Raw genomic sequence first — 20,196 nt, forward strand, 5'->3', positions numbered from 1 at the left:
ACTTAATTCTACACATCCAAGTTAGCAACCGCTAACGCATTGGTTTCGATAAACTCTCGGCGCGGCTCAACATGATCCCCCATGAGGGTGGTAAAGATTTGATCTGCACCAATCGCATCGGCAATATTTACTTTAAGCATACGCCGAGTTTCTGGGTTCATGGTGGTATCCCACAGTTGCTCTGGGTTCATCTCACCCAGACCTTTATAACGCTGAATCGAGTAACCTCTCGCGGCCTCTTTCATCAGCCAATCGAGTGCTTGCTGAAAACTCTCTACCTCTTGGGTTTTCTCGCCGCGTTGTATATAGGCGCCCTCTTCTATTAGGCTCTCAAGTTTTACGCCTAGCGCTATTATCGAGCGATATTCACCCGACACAAAAAACTCATGATTAAAGGGATACTCTGCCGCCACACCATGCTCAATAATTTCGATATGGGGTAAAAACAGATTTCTCTCTTGGTCTTCGCGAACACTAATTTCGTAGCGGTCGCTTCCTGCACGGTGCGAGTTTACAAAGTGTGATGCTAATAGTTCACACCACTGCTCTACACTCTCTCGACTAGCCAATTGCTCAACACTAAGAGATGGCATATAAATCATCTGCTCTAGTACGTCACTCGGGTATAAACGGGACAGCCGATCTATTGTACTCATAACCGCTCGATACTCACCCACCAAGCTCTCTAGCGCCTCGCCACTAACCCCTGGAGCATCCGCATTAACGTGTAAACTAGCCCCATCTAGCGCGGCTTGAGTTAAAAAGGCTATTCGTGCCGGCTCATCTTTAAGGTATTGTTCTTGTTTACCCTTAGCAATCTTATACAGCGGTGGCTGGGCAATATAAACATGACCACGTTCGATTAACTCACGCATCTGACGGAAGAAAAAGGTCAGTAACAGGGTGCGAATGTGCGAGCCATCCACGTCAGCATCAGTCATGATAATGATACTGTGATAGCGCAACTTCTCTGGGTTAAACTCACTTTTACCAATACCACAACCCAAAGCTGTAATCAGTGTGCCGACCTCGGCCGACGACAACATCTTATCAAAACGGGCTTTTTCGACGTTTAGAATCTTACCTTTAAGCGGTAAAATAGCCTGTGTTTTACGCGCCCGTCCTTGCTTGGCCGAACCACCTGCAGAGTCACCCTCCACTAAGTACAATTCAGATAAAGCTGGGTCTTTTTCTTGGCAATCGGCCAATTTACCCGGTAGGCCTGCAATATCAAGAGCCCCTTTGCGACGGGTCATCTCACGGGCTTTACGGGCAGCCTCACGAGCTCGAGCAGCATCAATCATTTTGCCAACAATAGCTTTAGCTTCTTGCGGGCTTTCTAACAAATAATCGGTAAAGTTCTGCGCCATCTCTTGCTCTACGGCGGTTTTCACCTCCGACGACACCAATTTATCTTTGGTTTGCGATGAAAACTTAGGGTCGGGTACTTTAACCGAAACTATAGCCGTTAAGCCTTCGCGAGCATCATCGCCCGTTGTGCTTACTTTAGCTTTTTGCGCCAAACCTTCGCGCTCGATGTAGGTATTCATACTGCGAGTTAATGCGGCGCGAAACCCCGCCAAATGGGTACCACCATCACGCTGGGGAATGTTGTTGGTATAACAAAAAAGGTTCTCTTGGAAAGAATCGTTCCATTGCAAAGCGACCTCCACCGATATACCGTCTTCACGTGCGGTATTAAAATGCACCACCTTATTGATAGGCGTTTTATTTACGTTTAAATGCTCCACAAAAGCTCGTAAACCACCCTCATACTCATAAACCTCTTCTTTTCCGCTACGTTCATCCTTAAGGATGATCCGCACGCCAGAGTTTAAAAATGACAGCTCGCGTAGACGCTTAGCAAGTAACTCAAAGTGGAACTCTATATTAGTAAAGGTTTCTGGTGAGGGCTTAAAATGAATCTCTGTGCCAGTGCTACTAGTATCCCCCACCACATTCAACGGTGCTTGTGGCACACCGTGGCTGTAGAACTGCTCATAAACCTTACCCCCTCGACGAATAGTCAGCTTCAGTTCGGCCGATAACGCGTTCACTACCGAGACACCTACACCGTGTAAACCGCCAGACACTTTATAGGTGTTATCATCGAACTTACCACCGGCATGTAGTACGGTTAAAATTACCTCTGCTGCCGATACACCCTCTTCGTGCATTTCAGTGGGTATACCACGACCATTATCTGAGACAGTAATAGATTCATCTGGATGAATCACAATCTTAACTTCGGAGCAGTGCCCAGCCAGCGCCTCATCTATAGAGTTGTCGACCACCTCAAAAACCATGTGATGTAAGCCTGTGCCATCATCGGTATCTCCAATGTACATACCTGGGCGCTTACGAACGGCATCTAGCCCCTTAAGGACCTTAATACTGGAGGAATCGTAACTGGGGGTATCGTCTGACATAGGTCTTACACTCCGAATTTTTCGTTTGGCTAGCGTCATACCTGTACGCAAGCTGCATTATAACTGCTCTGAAATCTTTCCTTGTTCCACGTGGAACAATTTAATCTGCCTGTTAGGCTTTTCTCGCCACGGCTGAAGCAATTGTTCTTGCTCCACACCAGTAATAAACACCTGTGTTTCTAACCGATCTAACCAATCAACTAAAAGCTGTCGATGAGCTTCATCTAGCTCTGCAGGTAAATCATCAACCAAAAAAATACAATGGCGCCCAGTTAATTGCGCAAATACAACTCCCTGTGTGATTTTCATTGCACAAACAAGAAGCTTTTGTTGGCCACGAGACAAAACATCGGCCGCCGCATGGCCTTTTATTCGAATCCGAATATCGCTGCGGTGAACTCCTGCCCCGGTAAACCCTAGGCGACTATCACGCTCCAGAGTGTCCGCTAATACATCAGCGTAAAGTTTATCCTTCTCCCAACCGCGATAGAGGCTAAGGGTTAACCCCTCAACCATAACAAACTCACCTATAAGCTGGTGAAAGACTTCACTAAACACGTTAAACGCACGTGTCCGCATATCTACTATTCGCTCACTAACGGAAACTAGCTCTCGCTCCCAAACCGCTAGCTCTGAACCCTCTATTCTATCACGCCGTAGGATACTATTCCGTTGTTTTAAACAGCGTTGTGCGGCTTTCCAGGCGCTAAAAAAGGTAGGTTCCACGTGGAACACCAGCCAATCTAAAAACTGGCGCCTTGTGGCCGGGCTCCCCTCCAACAATAAAAACACATCTGCATTAATAACTTGCAGCGGAAGCAGTCCCGCGAGCTCAGCCAGTGAACCAACCGCCTGACCACGAGCTTTGAACACCGCATCGCCATTACGGCTACGAGTAACCCCCAAAGGAATACTGTCAGCGTCAGCGATAAGACGAGCAAAAACTGTCATATCTTCACAGTGCTCGTTAATAAGTGCCTTGATTTTTGGGCCCCTAAAAGAGCGGCCAAGAGACAATACGTGGATAGACTCTAGTATTGATGTTTTACCAGAGCCGTTTTCACCAAAAATAAGATTTACATCGGAGGAGGGTTGTATATCTAGCGTTATCACATTGCGCAAATTTTGAATGCTTAACCGACTAATAGACATATAGAAACGTATTATAGTGTCGCTATGCGCCCATTACAGGCGCATTGGCATCACAACATAAAGAGAATCACCACCATCTTCTGGCTCTTCAAGCAACGCACTACTATTAGCATCGGATAGGGTAATCTTTATCGAATCCCCTTCTATAACGTTTGCAACATCAGATAAGTAGCTGACATTAAAGCCAACCTCTAACGAGCCGCCACTATAATCTACCGTTAGTTGCTCTTCAGCTTCTTCTTGTTCTGGGTTGTTAGCAACAATAGTTAACTGACCATCCTCTAACAACAAACGTACACCACGATACTTCTCGTTAGATAGAATAGAGGTTCGAGAAAACGCTTGCTTTAACTCGGTGCGCGAACCAAAGATGATCTTGTCTCCACCGCGAGGCAATACACGTTCATAATCAGGAAACTTACCATCCACCAATTTAGAAGTGAACGTGTAGTCTTCAGAGGTAACCCTTACATGATTAGCACTTAAGATAACATCAACCAAATCATCGACATCGCCCATTAAGCGCGACAACTCTAGCACCCCTTTACGGGGCAAAATAGCCTGGATAGTCTCGGCTGTATTAACCCCTATCGTGCGTGTACACATTGCCATGCGATGGCCATCAGTAGCTACGACCCGTAACAGATCTTGCTTTACCTCCCACAACATACCATTTAAGTAATACCGAACATCCTGCTGCGCCATTGCAAAAGCGGTCCGCTCTATCAGACGTTTCACTTCCCGTTGCTGACAACTAAACTGTAAATCACTGGGGCCATCTTCTACATTTGGAAAATCGGACGCAGGCAAGGTAGATAAAGTAAACCGGCTACGACCACTTTTCAGCAGTACCCGCCCCTCTTCTTCGTGCAATTCAATGCTTGCATCATCGGGAAGTGAGCGAACAATGTCGACAAACTTACGTGCCGGAACTGTTATTTCACCATCTACGCCGGGAACGTCAAGCTCTACACGGCCAACAATCTCCACCTCAAGATCAGTACCTGTCAGTGATAAATGAGTGCCTTTAAGCACCATCAAAACATTCGACAGTACTGGTAGTGTTTGGCGGCGTTCAACCACTCCTGATACCAACTGTAACGGCTTAAGTAAAGCCTCGCGGGCTACGACAAGTTTCATGTGCAGGTCTCTTCGTCAGGTCCATTTTACTAAATGTCTGGCAAACGATTATGCAATCGATTGCACCAAAGTCACTTGTTACGCTTAAGTCGTTAGCGAGCGCAACAGATTTTTAAAGTCTTCGCGGATATCTGAATCCAACTCTTCAAGCTCTTTAATTTTTCGACAAGCGTGCAATACAGTCGTGTGATCACGACCACCAAAAGCATCACCAATTTCAGGCAAACTATGATTAGTCAGCTGTTTTGCCAGGGCCATTGCCATCTGCCGAGGTCTCGCAACCGAGCGTGAGCGACGCTTAGATAACATGTCACCTATTTTTATCTTGTAGTAGTCACCGACTACACGTTGAATATTCTCTATGCTCACCTGCCGATCTTGTAGTGCAAGCAAATCCTTAAGCGCTTCTCGCACCAGCTCGACATCTATAGGTCTTCCGGTGAAGTGAGCGCTCGCCATCACTCTCTTAAGCGCCCCTTCTAGCTCTCTCACATGGGAGCGGATTCGCTGTGCAATGAAAAAGGCGGCATCTTGGGGTAAATCTACACCGGCGTGAGCGGCTTTTTTCATTAAAATTGCCACGCGAGTCTCAAGCTCTGGCGGCTCAACCGCGACCGTTAGGCCCCAACCAAAGCGAGATTTTAATCGCTCCTCTAAGCCATTGATTTCTTTCGGGTAGCGGTCGCATGTCAGAATAATCTGTTGCCCACCTTCTAACAAGGAGTTAAATGTGTGAAAGAACTCCTCCTGCGAACGCTCTTTACCAGCAAAAAACTGAATATCATCAATCAACAACGCATCTACTGATCGATAATAGCGTTTAAAGTCATTAATGGCGTTTAACTGCAACGCCTTAACCATATCAGCGACAAATCGCTCAGAATGCAGATAAATAACCCTAGCATTAGGGTTTTTGTTGATTAACGCATTACCTACCGCCTGCATTAAGTGGGTTTTACCCAACCCAACCCCACCGTAAATAAACAGCGGGTTGTAAGACCCACCAGGATTTTCCGACACCTGACGAGCAGCCGCCAAACCCAGTTGGTTAGACTTACCCTCAACAAAGCTATTAAAGGTAAAACCGCGGTTAAGATTATCCTCATGCTTTAAGCCACCATCTACACGTGGCGACTGATCGGATGATGGTGGACTTGAGGGCGGTGGTGCGTCATTACGCGAACGACGCTCATGTAAAGAAGGGGCAGCTTCTGGTGCCAGAACCGGATCTGGAGCGGGTATCTGGCTTGCGCTAGCTTTAGGAGACAAAACATTTGACCTACCCGCACCGCCTCTAGCGGCGACAGTCACCTCTATAGCGGTTTCGGGCCCGTCTTGATAGTGCTCTGCAAGCTCTGTAATTCGGCTTAAAAACTTCTCGCTTACCCAGTCACACACAAACCGATTAGGCGCCAACAAACATAGCCGGTCTGCATCCGCATTTTCATCTATTTTTAGTGGACGTATCCAGGTATTAAACTGCTGCGAAGGAAGCTCCTCGCGCAAACTGGACACACAATAATTCCACACTGAATGCGGCAAAGCACAACCCCCAACAACTTAATTTATTCTATGTAAACGAAAGCCGAGTAGTGTACCGCCCACACCTAAAGTTATCCACACCCTATATTGATTATTTTTAACCACACCAAAGCCCCCAACTAAAACCAACAAACAACTCACAAAAAACTAAAAAAACCCGAAAAACCCACCCACACCGGCTACCACACAAAAAACCAAACTGTGGATAAACCTGTTAATAAACTGCTTACATCTTGCGCAAAAGCTATTAAAACTTACAAACAAACATAATCTAAGGCTAGACCTCTAATAAGATTTGCTTTAGCTCGCAGTTTTATATAAAATCGCGCCTCTTTTCACACTCAGTGTGAGCATTTGAACAAGGTAATCGGTAGGTTAGCCCCATGAAAAGAACATTCCAGCCCAGCGTATTAAAGCGCGCGCGCACCCACGGTTTTCGTGCTCGTACAGCCACTAAAGGTGGTCGTGCTGTATTGGCTCGTCGTCGTGCCAAAGGTCGCAGCAGCTTAGCTGTTTAAGCCTTTAGTAACGCGTGCGACCGCAAAAGGCACCGCTATAGATCTTCACAAGATTTATAGCGGTGCCTTTTGCCGTTTGTGATTTTATAACTAAGACCTCCCGAGGCAACAACCTGTGAGCAGCTACGCTTTTACTAAAGCCGTGCGACTACTGAAGTCCGCAGACTTTCAGGCCGTGTTTGCCAATGCCCCGTATCGTGCTTCCCACCAACACCTATTAATACTGTCCCGTGCCAATAATCTAGATCACGCACGCCTTGGTTTGGTAATAGGGAAAAAAAACATTCGCTTAGCTGTAAATAGAAACTACGTTAAGCGCCATATTCGTGAAAGTTTTCGCCACCACCAGCAACAATTACAAGGTTTAGATGTTATTGTACTGGCACGCAAGGGTATGGATGAATGTGACGGTAAGAGCATCGAAAAAATGCTAGCAAAACAATGGCAAAGAATCGCCCGCAAGCGCGATCAGGCCGCAGCAACACCGCAGGATACATCTGCGTGAGCTGGCTCGCCGTTAAGCTTATACATATTTACCGCTATCTATTAAGCCCTTGGGTGGGTAATCAATGTCGTTTTTACCCCACCTGCTCGCACTACAGCGAAGAGGCTATTAATCGGTTTGGCTTTATTAAGGGGGTTTATTTAACCTTCTGCCGCCTTTTAAAGTGTCATCCTTGGCACCCTGGTGGCTTTGACCCAATACCTGACAACAACTTAACTAAATCGCAGACTACAAATGGCAAAGATTAATATAGATTGGCAAAAGAACTTATTAATGGTGGCAATGGCTGCCGTTGTTATTATGTTGATAATGCGCTGGGATGAGGCAAAACAAGCTCGAGTGCCCACCGAATCGGTAGCGACGGCTAGCACCAACGCCGATCAGTCTATACCAACAGCGTTTGCCGAAACTGCAACCGATGTTCCAGACCTTGTATCGGCCACAACCGACAGCGACGGTGGAAAACCTGCGGCAAGCAAAGCCACTATCCGTGTTGTAACCGATTCGCTTGAGGTTAGTATCGATACTTTGGGGGGAGACATTAGTCGTGTCGCGTTGCCTCGCCACCTTGCTCATATTGATACACCCGACGACCCTTTTGTGTTGATACACAGTACTGCAGGCCATACCTATGCCGTACAAAGTGGACTAGTAGGTAAAAATGGCACAGATAGCAGTAAAGGACGGCCGACCTTTACCTCCAGCGCCAATCAATACACCTTGCAAGACGACCAAGACAGTTTGGTAGTTGATCTTAATCTCGATCAAAATGGTGTGAAAATCACCAAGCGCTTTACCTTTCACCGCGGCGAATATCGTGTTGATATCGATTACCTAATCGACAACACCAGCAGCAACCCATGGCAGGCTAGTTTATACGGACAAATTAAACGCGACAGCCATGAACCCGATTCTGATACCGGTATTGGCATGAAACCGTTTGTCGGGGCAGCACTTACCACCAACGATAAACGCTACAAGAAATTTAGTTTTGATGACCTGCAAGATAAGAAGTTTGAAACTCAGATACAAGGTGGCTGGGTTTCTATGGTGCAACACTACTTTATCAGTGCTTGGATACCGAATGCTGAATCGCAAAACAACTTCTTTTTACGTCAACAAGGTCGTAACGATTTATACCTCTTAGGCTTTACCAGCGAGGCATTAACTGTACCAGCTAACAGCGAAGGTAAAATTCACGCACAGTTTTACGCCGGCCCTAAAGACACCGCCAAACTAGAAGAAATTGCCCCCTACTTAGACCTTACCGTAGATTACGGTTGGCTCTGGTGGTTAGCTAAGCCAATGTTTAGCGTTTTAGATTATTTGCACGATGTAATTGGCAACTGGGGTTTATCAATTATTGCCCTGACAATTATAATTAAAGCAATATTCTTTAAGCTAAGCGCCACCAGTTACCGCTCTATGGCGCGGATGCGTAAGCTTGCACCTAAAATGAAAGAGCTAAAAGAACGCTATGGCGACGATCGACAAAAAATGTCGCAAGAAACCATGAAGCTCTATAAAACCGAAAAAGTGAACCCATTGGGTGGCTGTTTACCCATGCTGGTACAGATGCCGGTGTTCTTATCGCTTTATTGGGTGCTGATGGAATCGGTCGAACTGCGCCACACTCCGTTTTTGTGGATGCTCGATTTGTCGGTTAAAGATCCAATCTTTGTGCTGCCATTATTAATGGGCTTTACCATGTGGCTCACCATGCGTTTAAGCCCAACACCGCCCGATCCAATGCAAGCCAAAATCATGCAATTTATGCCGGTGGTATTTACCGCTATGTTCTTGTGGTTTCCGGCGGGTTTAGTACTTTACTGGGTAACCAACAACACCTTGTCGTTCTTACAACAAATGTATATTACTAAGCAGATCGACAAAGCGGATGCCGCTAAAAGCTAGCTATGTACGCCAGTAACGACACCATTGCTGCCATCGCTACCGCCCCCGGGCGCGGCGGTGTCGGCATTGTCCGCGTCTCTGGGCCGCAAGCGGCTCATATCGCCAAGGCCATCACGGGTCAACCTCTGTCCCCTCGCTACGCCCATTACCTCCCCTTTAGCGACGCGCAACAGCGTGAAGTAGACCAAGGGATAGCGTTATACTTTCCAGGCCCCCACTCGTTTACCGGCGAAGATGTGTTAGAACTGCAAGGCCACGGCGGACCGGTAGTGCTAGGACTGTTGCTCGAGGCGGTTAAGCATCACGGCGCACGAATGGCCAGACCTGGAGAGTTTTCCGAACGTGCCTTCTTAAACGACAAGCTGGACCTCGCTCAAGCCGAAGCCATTGCCGATTTAATCGAAGCAAGCTCCGAGCAAGCCGCACGCAATGCCTTAAGTTCACTGCAGGGCGTTTTCTCCGATCAAGTTCACGCATTGGTGGAAGCCCTAATCGCGCTGCGTATTTACGTTGAAGCCGCTATCGACTTCCCAGAGGAAGAGATCGACTTTCTTAGCGACGGTAAAGTACAGCGCGATCTAGACACCATTGTTGCTGATCTAGACAAACTCATCATTCGTGCTCGCCAAGGACAATTAGTCCGTGACGGCATGCGCGTCGTAATCGCCGGCAAGCCCAACGCGGGTAAATCTAGCTTATTAAATGCCTTGGTCGAACGCGACAGCGCTATCGTCACCGATATTGCCGGTACCACTCGTGATGTTCTTAAAGAACATATTCACATTGACGGTATGCCACTGCATATTATTGACACTGCCGGCTTACGCGAAGCCTCGGACGCAGTAGAAAAGATCGGTATCGAACGCGCTTGGTCTGAAATCGATCTAGCCGATCGTATTATTCTATTAATAGACGCACAAGAAGCGCTAGATCACCCCAACTGGCAACCCGAGAACGTTTGGCCAGAGTTTACCGATCGCTTACAACACTCGAACAAAGTTAGTGTGGTGTATAACAAAGTCGATTTGATCGATGAGACACAACTGCCGCAGAATTCAGTGCGTATTAGTGCCAAAACCGGTTTAGGAATTAACAGCTTAAAAGCGCATTTAAAATCCTGTATGGGCTACCAAAGCACGACAGAAGGCACCTTTACAGCCCGGCAACGACACCTAGACGCGCTGGCCGCCGCAGCTAACTGCTTAACCCAAGGCGCCGAGCAGCTCGCCTTACACGCCGCCGGTGAGCTGCTGGCCGAAGATTTACGCGAGGCACAAAACCAATTGTCTGAAATCACCGGGGAATTCACTCCCGATGATTTATTAGGACGAATATTTTCAAGCTTTTGTATTGGTAAATAACAACAATTGGCGAATAAACCATACAACCAAAGCAAAAACTAAGTTTTTTAATATCTATCACCATTAGTATAATGGTGCTCAGCAAACGAAAAATCTTAAAACCAACGGGGTGTCTATCTAGGTGTTTTAGCCTAGGTGTTTTAGCACCGCAGATGTAATCTTAAGGTTAAAGTTTGCGCCCCAAACGCTTTTCGACACGCTTCTTTTCCCACTTTGGGCCAAAAAAATTAAAGCACTCATAAACATTTAACCCCTGCAGTAATAACCCTCCCCCCCAACCAACTGCTGGCCACCAAGCCCAAATGTAACCTGGAGAGGTCATCCAGTTAACAAAGAACAAAAATGGGATTACCACAAAGTAAGTTAAAATACTGGTGTAAAACGCTTTGATATCTCTAACGTACTCAATAGCCTGCTGGTCTTGTTGTTCGGTTTGTTCATGATTTTCGATTTCTGAATTAGCTGCATATTCCATCGTATTATCCTCAATTTGCCACTGACTTATATCAACACCAAATACCGAGGCAAGAGCGTTACGCGATTCAAGTGACGGGGATTGTCCGCGCTCCAACCGCTGAATAGTACGAATACTAAGCCCCGCTAATTCTGCCAGTTGCTCTTGTGACCAACCTTTCTGCAGTCTTAATTTACGCACATTCATCTTCGATCTCCCTTAGAATTGGTATACAAAGTGTGCCCTAATCAATACCGACAATGGAACGTCACCTACCGGACAGCAATATGACAATCTAATAAAAACAATAACTTAGGTTAGCTCTGAAAGCGAAATCGTTTTGACCATCGACTGCACCGAACTTAAATATTGGTCACCAAATAAATTAAGATGATTTAAAAAATGGTACAAGTTATACAGCGACTCACGTTTTTGCCAGCCCTCTGGTAATGACCAAGTATCATTATAACTTTGATAAAAATCATGCCCAAAACCACCAAACATTAAACTAAACGCTATGTCTGTCTCACGATCACCATAGTAACTAGCCGGGTCAAAAAGTACCGGTTGGCCATTAGCTAAGTAGCTTTTATTGCCAGCCCACAGATCACCGTGTAATAAAGAGGGGGGGGGATTATGCCCTTGTAACAGCCGATCACTGCTCGCTTTTAATTGTTCAACCTCTCCCCCTAGAGCATAACCTGCCTTCATGGCTAAGCTGATTTGAGGGAGTAATCGACGGGACCACCAAAACTCTGCCCAACGATCACACCAACTATTAAGCTGCCTGGTTCGACCAATGTAATTGTTATAATCCAAACCATAGCGCTTAGATTGGCTCTTATGCAGCTGCGCCAATTGCTGGCCAAGAGCTGACTCATCGCCCATAGCCGTTAGCGTTAAATACTCTAAAACCAGTACACCAAGCCCTTCTAATACCCCATAACCGACAACCTTTGGGGTTATCAAATGACTCTTGTTGAATAAGTTTAAGTTGCGAGCTTCAAGCTCAAGTAACTCAGGGTTTATGTTTAACTTAATAAAATAGCTTTTTTTAGAGGCACTATTAGCCTTAAAGCACTCGTTAATATCCCCGCCTATCACTCGCTCAATGCTAGATTCCTGTAAAAACAGACTGAATTTCTCGCTTATTTGGCGAAAAATAGCGTTATTCATTATTTTTACCTTTTTTTTAAAAATAATTTTTAGGGGATAAACCCACTCTAACCGCTGGTAAAGACGGAATATAGAAAGTTGTTACTGGTATTAGGATAAGGTTATCCACAGATCACAATGGCTATAAACGTTAACTTACGAGTGTTATCCACATTCATTCACAGGTTTATCCCATAAGCGATTGTTTTACTGTAGGTTTTGATTGTTTTTTCAACAACATTTAAACAAACCCTGTGTAACGTTCAGGAAAAACCTGAAGGTGGAATTGTGGGTAAGTTGGAAGTTTTTATTTCAGTGGATAAGTGGCACTTTAGTCCCCAGCTTAATAACCTTGTTTTAGCAGCTTCCAAGCAGTAACTTTGCGTGCTTATACTTACCATAACCAACTGTTTTATATAATAAAATTATGCTTTTCCACAGATTTTGTTGGCCCTAATAGTTACTATAAGTTTAATCTTTTAAACATATATATTTATATAAATAATTATTTAAGTAATTTAATAGATTAATTCTATGCGATTAAATATTGAACATGTTTTGTACAAGCACGCTAAGCACCCTATAATGCTCGCCCTTTTCACGTACGGCAGCTAAGAGGCCTTATGAATTTTCCCGAGCGTTTTGATGTGATTGTCATTGGCGGCGGCCACGCAGGCACAGAGGCCTGTTTGGCTTCGGCGCGCATGGGGTGTCGCACTTTGCTGCTAACGCACAACATCGAAACTCTGGGGCAGATGTCGTGTAACCCAGCGATCGGTGGAATTGGCAAAAGCCATTTGGTCAAAGAGATCGACGCTCTTGGTGGCGCTATGGCACTTGCAACTGATGCCGGGGGGATTCAATTTCGCGTACTTAATGCCCGCAAAGGCCCCGCCGTACGGGCCACACGCGCTCAAGCCGATCGGGTGTTATACAAAGCTGCAATTCGACAAATATTAGAAAATCAGCCCAACCTATGGATCTTCCAGCAAGCGGTTGACGATTTGATTGTCGAGCAAGATCAAGTTCGCGGTGCGATTACTCAGATGGGCCTTAAGTTTTATGCCAATCAAGTGGTGCTAACGGCTGGGACGTTTCTTGGTGGTTTAATTCATATTGGTATGCAAAATCACAGCGGTGGACGCGCCGGAGATCCGCCAGCTCAAGCGTTATCACAACGCTTGCGGGAATACCCATTGCGGGTTGATCGCTTAAAAACCGGTACGCCACCGCGCATTGATGCCAAAACGGTCGATTTTAGTGAGCTACAAGAACAATGGGGCGATGAGCCGCGCCCCGTAATGTCCGTGCGTGGTAATCGTGAGATGCAACCCGAGCAAGTTTGCTGCTGGATTACCCATACCAACGAGCAAACCCACGAAATTATTCGTGGCGGATTAGATCGCTCGCCCATGTACTCGGGCGTGATCGAAGGTATCGGACCGCGCTATTGCCCATCGATTGAAGATAAGATTCATCGCTTTGCCGATAAATCGAGCCACCAAATATTTATTGAGCCGGAAGGCTTAACCACCCATGAGCTCTACCCCAATGGTATCTCCACCAGCTTGCCGTTTGACGTGCAAATGAACCTAGTACGCTCGATTAAAGGTTTTGAAAATGCCCATATCATGCGTCCAGGTTACGCTATCGAGTACGATTATTTTAATCCACAAGATTTAAAATATTCGCTAGAAACCAAAGTGATAGGCGGGTTGTATTTTGCGGGCCAAATTAACGGCACCACCGGTTACGAAGAGGCTGGTGCGCAGGGGTTACTGGCAGGGTTAAACGCCGCGCGCCGCGCTCGCGAGCAGGATGCTTGGTGCCCGCGCCGCGACGAAGCTTACATTGGCGTATTGGTCGATGATTTAATTACCATGGGTACCCGTGAGCCTTATCGAATGTTTACCAGTCGCGCCGAATATCGTTTGTTGTTGCGAGAAGATAACGCCGATATGCGATTAACCGAAACGGGTCGAGAGTTGGGCTTGGTCGATGATGCTCACTGGCAAGCATTTTGCGATAAGCGCGAAGCGGTAACGGTAGAGCGTCAACGATTACAAGATACCTGGGTGCAAGCGGGCTCTGCTGCGGCTAAACAGTTGGAGGGTAAAGTGCGCTCTAACCTTACCCATGAATACAGTTTGTTCGATTTACTTAAGCGTCCCGAGCTTAAGTATCACGATATAGCCCAGCTTGCGGGTAAGTCTGAAGTTAGCGAGGCAGTGGCCGAGCAGATCGAGATTGACGCTAAATACTCGGGTTATATTAGTCGTCAGCAAGAAGAGATTGATCGTTTGCGCGCTCACGAGAATACTCGTTTCCCTGATGATTTTGATTTTAATGCGGTAGAAGGCTTGTCTAACGAAGTAAAACAAAAGCTCAGTGACACTCGCCCTGAAACCCTAGCCCGCGCTCAGCGTATTCCTGGTGTTACCCCGGCGGCGGTATCACTACTGTTGGTGTACTTAAAAAAACGTGGGTTACTTAAGCGCGAGCAAGCAAAGGCGAGTTAATGGCACATCGAGATCAACACCGACGCCAGCTGTGTGCGGGCATTAAAACATTGGGGTTAACCCTAAGTGATGTACAGATCGAGCAACTGCTTGATTATATCGCTGAGTTTGCCAAGTGGAACCGCGCTTATAATTTGTCGGCGGTACGCAACATTGACGATATGGTGGTGCGCCACTTGCTTGACTCCTTAGCTGTGGTGCCGCATGTAACCGGTCAACGATTAATCGATGTTGGAACTGGCGGGGGCCTGCCGGGTATCCCTTTAGCTATTTGTTATCCAGATAAGCAGTTCACCCTGCTTGATAGCAACGGTAAAAAAACACGCTTTATTTTTCACGTTAAAACCCTGTTGGAGTTAACCAATGTGACGGTAGAGAACTGTCGAGTAGAATCGCTGCAACCGGAACAGTTGTTTGATGGTGTGATCAGTCGCGCCTTTGCCAGTCTTGCGGATATGACTGGCTGGTGTCAGCATCTATTGACCGCGGATGGGCTGTTTTACGCTATGAAGGGCCAGCTTCCCGAGGCCGAATTGCAGGCGATCGCCAAGCATTACTCGCTTGCCGAGCGTATCGAGCTACAGGTGCCAGGTGAAGCTGGTGAACGTCACCTGTTGTTACTGCGCCGCGCGGTTTAATGTTCGCTTAGCTTGCCGATGCGTGGTAACTGCCACACAATAAGCGCCTTGTTAAACCAGAAGACCAAATTATAAGGATACCAACGTGACCAAGATCTACGCTGTTGCTAATCAAAAAGGTGGAGTGGGTAAAACCACCACCTGCGTAAATTTGGCGGCCTCGTTGGTAGCCACCAAAAAGCGAGTGTTGTTGGTCGACCTCGATCCGCAAGGCAACGCTACTATGGGCAGCGGTATTGATAAGTCCGAATTAGAGTTGACCATTTACGATGTGTTAACAGGTCGTGCCGCCATTGGTGAGTGTTTGGTGTTGTCCGAATCGGGCAACTTTCAAGTATTGCCGGCTAATGGTGATCTTACGGCTGCTGAAGTTGAGATGCTGTCTTTACCCAACAAAGAGCGCCGGCTTGATAAGGTGTTGTCGGAGGTGCAGGGCGAATACGACTATATATTGATCGACTGCCCGCCATCACTAAACATGTTAACGCTTAATGCGCTGGCCGCCTGTCATAGCGTTATTATTACTATGCAGTGTGAATACTACGCGTTAGAAGGTTTGTCTGCGCTGGTAGGCACCATTAATCAAATTCACGATGTGCTAAACCCCAAATTAAAAATCGAGGGGATCTTGCGCACCATGTACGATCCGCGTAACAGCCTGACTAATGATGTGTCGGCGCAGTTGCATCAGCACTTTGGTGATCGGGTGTATCGCACCTGTATACCGCGCAATGTGCGTTTGGCCGAGGCCCCAAGTTACGGTCAGCCAGTGATGGTGTATGACCGACAATCCAAGGGGGCCATTGCCTATCTCGCTTTAGCGGGCGAAATAATTCGGCGCAATGAGCTGTCTACAGCGACAATCGACGACTCTCTCAATCTTCAAGTGACGCAATAAGCATCGCTCAGTGGCAATACGGATTTAACCTATGGCAGGAAAACGAAAAGGCTTAGGAAAAGGATTGGATGCGCTGATGAGCGCAGGAATCACAATTCCCCCCGCGGATGATACTACTGCAGAGCAGGCTCGCGAGGCATTAGAGGGTAAGCTTATGCGCTTGCCGGTCGAGCTTATTTCGCGGGGCAAATATCAGCCGCGTCGCGATATGCACGCAGAGGCTCTCGAGGAGTTGGCAGAATCCATCAAAGCCCAGGGCGTGATGCAGCCAATTGTTGTGCGGCCGATAGGTGATGGCAAATATGAAATTATTGCCGGTGAGCGTCGCTGGCGCGCTACCCAGCTAGCGGGGCTGGATAAAATCCCTGCTGTGGTACGTGATGTGCCCGACGAGGCTGCCATTGCTATGGCGTTGATTGAAAATATTCAACGCGAGGATCTTAATCCCATCGAAGAGGCGATGGCGCTTAAGCGTTTGCAGGATGAATTTGAGCTAACCCACCAAGAAGTCGCTCAAGCGGTGGGGAAATCTCGCACTACAGTGACCAACCTGTTGCGTCTAATCGCACTTGATGACGAAGTTAAAAAACTCTTGGAGCATGGTGATTTAGAGATGGGGCACGCCCGAGCCATACTCTCACTCGAGCCCGAGCCACAGCGCGAAGTTGCCCGTCAAATTGTCGGGAAAGGTTTAACCGTACGGCAAGCTGAAGCGCTGGTACGCAAAATCCAAGAAGAAAAAAATCAGGGCGCCGTCAATGTTCCTGTGGTGGTATCGGCCGATATCAAACGCCTGCAAAACCAATTGTCAGATACATTGGGGGCCGCGGTGGCGATTCAGCATGGCGCCAAAGGTAAGGGTAAGTTGGTTATAAGCTATAACACCCTCGATGAGCTTGACGGCATATTAGCCCATATAAAGTAATCTCTATTTAAAAAGTGGCTGAAACCCTTGATGCGCCGAGGCGCGTCGGCGCTTAAGTTATCCACAGCTGGGGTGGCTGTGGTTAAGCATTGTTAATATTGTCTGCTCATATTTGCCTTAAATTGGCACACAAGCGTGCTTAATTGGGGCTAAATGGCGCGGTTACTGTTGAAAGACTTGGCATAATCCCCCTATAATGCGGCGGCTTTGCGGCTTATCTGTAAGCGGAGGTAAAGCTTACCTAGGCAAAAATATTGCCCAATACCATAGGTTAAGCCGTAAATGAGACAACCGATGACCAGCGTACGCCGTCCAAGATCGGCTGTTATAGCCACGCTCCCGGTTTTTAAAAGACTGTTGCTGGTGTGGATTACGCTGATTGTTATGAGCCTTGCGGTTATCGCGTGGTTGCCTGTAATAGGTGTGTCGCTCCTATGGGGCGTGTGCGTGTGCCTAGTGCCGGCGATGGTGTTTGCCAAAATTGCAGGCAATATACGAGGCGCGCAAAACGTCAGTCAAAGTGTTAATCGCTTTTACATGGCAGAGTCGGCCAAATTAATATTAACCGCTGCATTGTTTGCGGCGGTACTTACCCGGGATGCAGCACTTAGCATACCGGTTTTTTTATGCGCGTTTGTGGTAACACAACTCGTGCAACTGATTGTAATCGCGGCGAGTGTTCGCCAGTACAGTGGTAGACATTAGGTCCACCAAGTACGCTTTACTACACTAGTTGAGAGATAAAAGATGGCAGCGGACGGTAACGCACCCACGATCACCGAATATATCCAGCATCACCTAACCAACTGGACCTATGGTAAATTACCAGCAGGTACTTATTGCGATGGTAAAAGTGTGCAAGAAACCTCGGGTTGGGCGGTAGCTCACTGTCCCGAAGAAATGACAGCTATGGGTTTTAACGCCATACACGTAGATTCAATGTTGTGGTCTATTAGTTTAGGCCTGATCTTTTTAATGATATTCCGCATGTGCGCTAAAAAAGCTCACTCGGGTGTTCCAACCGGCATGTTAAACCTGGTTGAAATCATTATTGAGTTTATCGACAAAACCGTTAAAGAAACGTTCCATTATCGCAGTCGTTTTGTTGCGCCATTGGCCCTTACGATTTTTGTCTGGGTGTTTCTCATGAACCTGATGGACTTACTGCCTGTGGATATTGTCCCGCAGTTAGCTGCTTGGGTTGCGGGCGACTCACACTTTTATTTCAAAATCGTACCCACTACAGATCCAAACGTAACCTTGGGTATGGGTTTTACCGTTATATTTTTGGTCATCTTGTTTAGCATTCGTCAAAAAGGTTTGATCGGCTTTATTAAAGAGCTGACCTTTCACCCGTTTCACCCCAGCTTTAAGGGCATTGGCTTATTGTTTGCCCCGCTGATTATTGTTTTTAACTTAATACTTGAAACAATAGGCTTAGTCGCCAAACCTATTTCATTAGGGTTGCGGTTATTCGGAAACCTTTATGCTGGTGAAATGATCTTTATCCTGATTGCTGCAATGTTTGGTGCTGGGTTCCTGTTTAGTTTGTTTGCCGGCGTACTACAGCTTGGATGGGCACTGTTTCACATTATTATTATTACCCTACAAGCGTTTGTATTTATGGTGTTAACCGTTGTTTACATGTCAATGGCGTTCCATAACGACGACGAAGATCAATTTACGCATTAATTTTTAACTTTACTTTTACACTTAAAAATCGAGGAGATATATCATGGGTTTAGCATTAATTGCAGTTGCGCTGTTGATTGGTTTGGGTGCACTAGGTACTGCTATTGGTTTTGCTATTTTAGGTGGCAAATTACTAGAAGGGTCTGCCCGTCAGCCTGAGCTTGCCCCAATGTTGCAAGGCAAAATGTTCTTGGTTGCTGGTCTGCTTGATGCGGTACCTATGATCGGTGTGGGTATTGCAATGGTTATCTTGTTTGTGAACGTACCGGCAATGTCTTAATAAGGCTTAGCCTTATTAACGCACAGAAACTTCCCATGACAGAGGTGTCGGCGTGAACCTTAATTTAACTATTATTGGACAGTCCATAACGTTCATTGTCTTTGTGCTAATTTGCATGAAGTATATATGGCCGTTGATTATTGCGGCCATGACTGAGCGTCAGGCAAAAATTGCCGATGGTTTGGCCGCAGCAGATCGCGCAAATAAAGATTTAGAGCTAGCTCAGGAAAAAGTTATGCACGCTTTGCGTGACGCTAAAACTGAAGCGGCTGGTATTTTAGAATCTGCCAATAAGCGTGCAACCCAGATTGTGGAAGAAGCCAAAGAGCAGGCCCGTGAAGAAGGTAGCCGTATTAAAGCCGCTACCCAAGCCGAAGTAGAGCAAGAAGTGAACCGCGCTAAAGAAAGCTTGCGTTCACAGGTCGCTGTACTGGCTTTTACTGGTGCCGAGAAAGTGCTTGAGTCTTCTGTTGACCAATCTGCGCACAAAGATATGATCGACAAACTGGCCGCCAGTTTGTAAGCGAGGTTAATTGTGGCTGAACTGATTACACTCGCAAGACCCTATGCCAAAGCAGCGTTTACGTTTGCTCGTGACAACGGTGATCTTGCGGGTTGGGCAAAACAGCTGAAAACCCTGGCTATTGTTAGCGGTTACAGCAAAGTAGAAAAAATCATTTCTTCCCCTGCCCTTACCCCTGCGCAGCAAGCGGGCACTTTGGTAGAGGTTTGTGGTGACGAAATAGATGCAAAAGTTAAAAACTTTGTTGAGTTGTTAGCAGAAAACAAACGCTTGGCATTGTTGCCCGAGGTGTTTGCACTATTTGATGCGCTTAAAACCGCTCATGAGCAGTCAGTCGATATAGAAATGACAACCGCCTTTGAGTTGGACGACGCAAGTCAGCAAAAGTTAGCGGACGCACTTAGTGCCAAACTGGCGCGTAAGATCAAGGTCAGTACGGTGGTTGATTCAAAACTACTTGCTGGCGTGATTATCAAGGCAGGTGATTTAGTCATCGACGGCTCCATGCGCGGTCGGTTAGAGAAACTCGCCAAAGCAATCAATTCGTAGGA

At 46.7% G+C, this 20,196-nt stretch carries 20 protein-coding genes; 14 read left to right on the forward strand and 6 right to left on the reverse strand.

The window, feature by feature from the left end; translation table 11 throughout:
* Positions 1–8: 8 nt before the first annotated feature.
* The 4 genes from gyrB to dnaA all read right to left on the reverse strand — a co-directional run bounded on the left by gyrB (position 9) and on the right by dnaA (position 6,227).
* The gene (gene gyrB, locus GILYN3_RS11005; RefSeq protein ID WP_049723027.1) at positions 9–2,429 is read right to left on the reverse strand and encodes a DNA topoisomerase (ATP-hydrolyzing) subunit B; all 2,421 of its coding nucleotides are present in this window, start codon (positions 2,427–2,429) and stop codon (positions 9–11) included.
* Between the two features lie 57 nt (positions 2,430–2,486).
* The gene (recF, locus tag GILYN3_RS11010) at positions 2,487–3,581 is read right to left on the reverse strand and encodes a DNA replication/repair protein RecF (RefSeq protein WP_049723028.1); all 1,095 of its coding nucleotides are present in this window, start codon (positions 3,579–3,581) and stop codon (positions 2,487–2,489) included.
* Between the two features lie 33 nt (positions 3,582–3,614).
* A complete protein-coding gene (gene dnaN, locus GILYN3_RS11015) occupies positions 3,615–4,721 on the reverse strand; it encodes a DNA polymerase III subunit beta (protein WP_049723029.1) in 1,107 nt (368 codons plus the stop codon).
* 84 nt (positions 4,722–4,805) lie between these two features.
* Complete coding sequence (gene dnaA / locus GILYN3_RS11020; protein ID WP_232305620.1) at positions 4,806–6,227, reverse strand: chromosomal replication initiator protein DnaA; 1,422 nt, start codon at positions 6,225–6,227, stop codon at positions 4,806–4,808.
* A gap of 419 nt (positions 6,228–6,646) precedes the next feature.
* On the opposite strand from dnaA, the gene rpmH reads away from it, so the two are divergent.
* The 5 genes from rpmH (at position 6,647) to mnmE (ending at position 10,561) form a co-directional block, all read left to right on the forward strand.
* Positions 6,647–6,781, forward strand: a complete 135-nt coding sequence (gene rpmH, locus GILYN3_RS11025; RefSeq protein ID WP_049723031.1) for a 50S ribosomal protein L34 — start codon at positions 6,647–6,649, stop codon at positions 6,779–6,781.
* 115 nt (positions 6,782–6,896) lie between these two features.
* A complete protein-coding gene (rnpA, locus tag GILYN3_RS11030) occupies positions 6,897–7,286 on the forward strand; it encodes a ribonuclease P protein component (RefSeq protein ID WP_049723032.1) in 390 nt (129 codons plus the stop codon).
* Entirely contained in the window at positions 7,223–7,534 is a 312-nt protein-coding gene (gene yidD / locus GILYN3_RS11035; RefSeq protein ID WP_084005370.1) for a membrane protein insertion efficiency factor YidD, read from the forward strand. The genes rnpA and yidD overlap by 64 nt, the downstream gene beginning before the upstream one ends.
* 1 nt (position 7,535) lies before the next feature.
* A complete protein-coding gene (gene yidC / locus GILYN3_RS11040; protein ID WP_049723929.1) occupies positions 7,536–9,200 on the forward strand; it encodes a membrane protein insertase YidC in 1,665 nt (554 codons plus the stop codon).
* A gap of 2 nt (positions 9,201–9,202) precedes the next feature.
* On the forward strand, positions 9,203–10,561 hold the full coding sequence (gene mnmE / locus GILYN3_RS11045; protein WP_049723034.1) for a tRNA uridine-5-carboxymethylaminomethyl(34) synthesis GTPase MnmE: 1,359 nt from the start codon (positions 9,203–9,205) through the stop codon (positions 10,559–10,561).
* A gap of 166 nt (positions 10,562–10,727) precedes the next feature.
* Here the strand turns inward: mnmE and GILYN3_RS11050 are convergent, their stop codons facing one another.
* Positions 10,728–11,222: a helix-turn-helix domain-containing protein gene (locus GILYN3_RS11050; protein WP_049723035.1), complete on the reverse strand. Its 495-nt coding sequence runs from the start codon at positions 11,220–11,222 to the stop codon at positions 10,728–10,730.
* Positions 11,223–11,327: 105 nt separating this feature from the next.
* Positions 11,328–12,191, reverse strand: a complete 864-nt coding sequence (locus GILYN3_RS11055; protein WP_049723036.1) for a fructosamine kinase family protein — start codon at positions 12,189–12,191, stop codon at positions 11,328–11,330.
* Positions 12,192–12,793: 602 nt separating this feature from the next.
* On the opposite strand from GILYN3_RS11055, the gene mnmG reads away from it, so the two are divergent.
* The 9 genes from mnmG to GILYN3_RS11100 all read left to right on the forward strand — a co-directional run bounded on the left by mnmG (position 12,794) and on the right by GILYN3_RS11100 (position 20,194).
* A complete protein-coding gene (mnmG, locus tag GILYN3_RS11060; protein ID WP_049723037.1) occupies positions 12,794–14,689 on the forward strand; it encodes a tRNA uridine-5-carboxymethylaminomethyl(34) synthesis enzyme MnmG in 1,896 nt (631 codons plus the stop codon).
* Positions 14,689–15,327, forward strand: a complete 639-nt coding sequence (rsmG, locus tag GILYN3_RS11065) for a 16S rRNA (guanine(527)-N(7))-methyltransferase RsmG (protein WP_049723038.1) — start codon at positions 14,689–14,691, stop codon at positions 15,325–15,327. The genes mnmG and rsmG overlap by 1 nt, the downstream gene beginning before the upstream one ends.
* A gap of 85 nt (positions 15,328–15,412) precedes the next feature.
* Complete coding sequence (locus tag GILYN3_RS11070; RefSeq protein WP_049723039.1) at positions 15,413–16,225, forward strand: ParA family protein; 813 nt, start codon at positions 15,413–15,415, stop codon at positions 16,223–16,225.
* A 31-nt stretch (positions 16,226–16,256) separates the two neighbouring features.
* Entirely contained in the window at positions 16,257–17,150 is an 894-nt protein-coding gene (locus GILYN3_RS11075; RefSeq protein WP_049723040.1) for a ParB/RepB/Spo0J family partition protein, read from the forward strand.
* Between the two features lie 294 nt (positions 17,151–17,444).
* A complete protein-coding gene (locus GILYN3_RS11080; RefSeq protein ID WP_049723041.1) occupies positions 17,445–17,855 on the forward strand; it encodes an ATP synthase subunit I in 411 nt (136 codons plus the stop codon).
* Between the two features lie 42 nt (positions 17,856–17,897).
* On the forward strand, positions 17,898–18,842 hold the full coding sequence (atpB, locus tag GILYN3_RS11085) for a F0F1 ATP synthase subunit A (RefSeq protein WP_049723042.1): 945 nt from the start codon (positions 17,898–17,900) through the stop codon (positions 18,840–18,842).
* Between the two features lie 43 nt (positions 18,843–18,885).
* Positions 18,886–19,122 (forward strand): F0F1 ATP synthase subunit C, encoded by a 237-nt coding sequence (gene atpE, locus GILYN3_RS11090; RefSeq protein WP_049723043.1) that lies wholly within the window; start codon positions 18,886–18,888, stop codon positions 19,120–19,122.
* 52 nt (positions 19,123–19,174) lie between these two features.
* Positions 19,175–19,645: a F0F1 ATP synthase subunit B gene (locus GILYN3_RS11095; RefSeq protein ID WP_049723044.1), complete on the forward strand. Its 471-nt coding sequence runs from the start codon at positions 19,175–19,177 to the stop codon at positions 19,643–19,645.
* Positions 19,646–19,657: 12 nt separating this feature from the next.
* Positions 19,658–20,194 carry a F0F1 ATP synthase subunit delta gene (locus GILYN3_RS11100; protein WP_049723045.1) on the forward strand — a complete coding sequence of 179 codons (537 nt, stop codon included), beginning with the start codon at positions 19,658–19,660 and terminating at the stop codon, positions 20,192–20,194.
* Positions 20,195–20,196 lie beyond the last annotated feature (2 nt).

Origin of the sequence: Gilvimarinus polysaccharolyticus, assembly GCF_001187555.1 — a bacterium.
Classification (GTDB): domain Bacteria; phylum Pseudomonadota; class Gammaproteobacteria; order Pseudomonadales; family Cellvibrionaceae; genus Gilvimarinus; species Gilvimarinus polysaccharolyticus.